This is a genomic window from Streptomyces phytophilus (assembly GCF_013870535.1).
Taxonomy (GTDB): Bacteria; Actinomycetota; Actinomycetes; order Streptomycetales; family Streptomycetaceae; genus Streptomyces; species Streptomyces phytophilus.
Genome location: NZ_JACBXC010000976.1, coordinates 1 through 2,303 on the forward strand (window position 1 = coordinate 1; position 2,303 = coordinate 2,303).

General features: G+C 73.3%; 2 protein-coding genes and 1 pseudogene. 2 read left to right on the forward strand and 1 reads right to left on the reverse strand.

Annotation, left to right across the window (positions count from 1 at the left end):
* Positions 1–504, forward strand: a pseudogene (locus tag H5J30_RS27945) (hypothetical protein); the annotation flags it as partial.
* A gap of 91 nt (positions 505–595) precedes the next feature.
* Positions 596–1,384 (forward strand): FHA domain-containing protein, encoded by a 789-nt coding sequence (locus H5J30_RS27950; RefSeq protein WP_181790078.1) that lies wholly within the window; start codon positions 596–598, stop codon positions 1,382–1,384.
* A 19-nt stretch (positions 1,385–1,403) separates the two neighbouring features.
* Here H5J30_RS27950 and H5J30_RS27955 read toward each other — a convergent pair whose 3' ends face one another.
* Complete coding sequence (locus H5J30_RS27955; RefSeq protein WP_181790079.1) at positions 1,404–2,180, reverse strand: NPP1 family protein; 777 nt, start codon at positions 2,178–2,180, stop codon at positions 1,404–1,406.
* Between the last annotated feature and the right edge of the window lie 123 nt (positions 2,181–2,303).

Here is a 2,303-nt window from a genome sequence, read left to right on the forward strand (position 1 = left end):
CGCCTGCTGCTCGGCGGCGCGGCGGCGCTCGCGGCCGCCGCCGGTGCGGGCGCCGCCGTCCTGTTCGCCCTGCGCGACGACGGGGCGCGGCCGAAGGAGCCGGAGAGGGCCGGCCCCGTGCCCGAGGACTCCGCCCCGCCGGTCAAGGAGCCCGAGCCGCCGCCACTCGAACCGGTCGCGGTCGAGATCGTCCTCACCGGCGACGGCCCCGTCGAGGAGATGACGTACTCCGTCAACCGCAAGCCGGTGACGCTCAAGGACGTCGCGCTGCCCTGGCGCAAGACCGTCGAGGTCCCCCGGGAGAACGGCTCCGCCGCCTGGAGCCTGGACATGTCCCACTACGGCGAGGTCACCTACGAGATCCACGTCGACGGCCGCAAGCAGATGTCGCAGCGCTCGCCCAACGCGGGCATCCCCGCCGCGATACGCGGCCCCGGCCCGTACAGCGCGGAGGCCGCCGGCGAGGTCGCCTTCGCCGTCCCGCCCGCCGACTCGCGCGCCTAGTGGCGCCCGCCTAGTCTCCCGGGCCCGGGACCCCTCCGGGCCGGGGGTGGTTACCGTGAGGCGCAGTCACCCGGAGAAGGGGGTACCCGCCATGGCGAGCAAGATCACTCTGCTGCCGAAGGAAGTCGGCAGCCTCAGCCGAGGGCTGCCGCCCGCCGACGCGCCGCCGCAGCCGGAGACGCTGTTCGTGCTCGGCTCGAACGGCGGGATGAGCGTGGCCCCGGACGCCGGTTTCACGCTGGTGTTCGGGCGCAACGAGCCCGAGGTGCACGTCTGCGTGGGCGGCGGCGACAAACGCGTCAGCCGCCGGCAGGGGATAGTCACCCGGGAGTACACGCGCTGGGTGCTGACCAACACCGGGAAGCGGCCGATCCGTTTCCCCGACTCCCGGCTGGTGCACCGCGGCGACCAGGCTTTCCTGCCCACCGGCTACACCCCGCTGTTCGTCGTCTCGTCCCCCGAGGACCACCTGCTGGAGGTGCGGATCTCCGCGGCCAGGAACTTCGGCCTGGCCGGCGGGCCGACCGTGCAGGAGGAGTCGACCCTCGGCGAGGAGCGCGACCTCGACGCCGACGAGATGCTGGTGCTCGTCTGCCTCGCCCAGCGCTATCTGCAGGGCGACCCGCAGCCGCAGCCGCTGACCTGGGCCCAGGTCGCGTACGAGCTGGCGCAGCTGCAACCGGGGCGCAACTGGACGGAGAAGACCGCCGCGCACATCGTCGCCGGCGTGCGCAAGAAGCTCAGCCGCGCGGGGGTGCCGGGGCTGCTGGCGAAGGACGTGCCGTCGCCCGTGGGCAACGCGCTCAACCACAACCTCATCACCGACCTGCTGATCACCGCGACGATCCGGAAGAAGGACCTGCGGAAGCTGGGGGAGTGACGCGGCCCCGGGGCCCGCGCTACGGGGCGCCGGGATCGAACGGGATGCCCGCGGGCAGGGCCTTGTCGAGGTGGGAGACGAAGGACGAGTCCTTCAGGCCGAAGTTGGCGCTGCCGAAGTCCGTCGTGGCGAGCCGGTCGCGCAGCCCCGCCGGATAGCCGTTCCAGCCCACCAGGTCGGGGAGCTGCCAGGCGCCCCCGTGGTTCTCCGGCGGCTCGTCGTTGCCGGTGGCGGGGCGGAAGGCGTGGGTGCCGACGCCGTCCTTGTGGTAGACGACCTTGGGGTGGGTGCCGTCCCACCGGATCTGGTCGCGGGGGTACGTGTCGAAGTCGCCGTGCGCCGAGGTCGAGACGTACTGCGCCTCGTCGTTGCGGATCCACACCACGACGTGCTCCCAGTCGTGCCGGTGCCCGAAGAGGCCGGTGCCCGGCAGGGCCTGGTCCTTCTCGAAGTACAGGCCGTAGACCACGGCGCACCAGCCGTTGTTGCACTTCGCGCGCGAGTAGCCGTTGGTGTTGTCCAGGTCCGCGGCGTCGCGGCAGTCGCCGTCGAGCGCGCCGCCCGGCTCCAGGCCCGGGTTGACCGCGCCGTCGGGGCCGATCGCCGGGGTGGGGTAGCACCCGTCGGTGTCGTAGTCGTACGCGGGCTGGAAGGTCTGCTCCAGGCCGTCGGCGTTCGCCGGCAGCGCCTGCGGCGGAGCGGCGGCCGCGGAGGCGGCGTACGGTACGGCGACGACGAGCGCGAACGCGCCGCCCAGGACGGCCGATACGCGACGGATCCGGCTGCTCGACCTCATGCGGCCTCCCCAGGCGGCTTCGTGGAGCCCCGACGCCCGACATCCTCCGGCCGCGGCCACCGCCCGGGCAACGGCGCAAAGCCCCCCATGGGCGACATGTGAAGCGGCGGTCGGGCGAAGAAC

Excerpts from the sequence above, each read along its gene's own strand:
- H5J30_RS27950 (WP_181790078.1), top strand. The coding sequence starts at position 596 with ATGGCGAGCAAGATCACTCTGCTGCCGAAGGAAGTCGGCAGCCTCAGC.
- H5J30_RS27955 (WP_181790079.1), bottom strand. The coding sequence starts at position 2,180 with ATGAGGTCGAGCAGCCGGATCCGTCGCGTATCGGCCGTCCTGGGCGGC.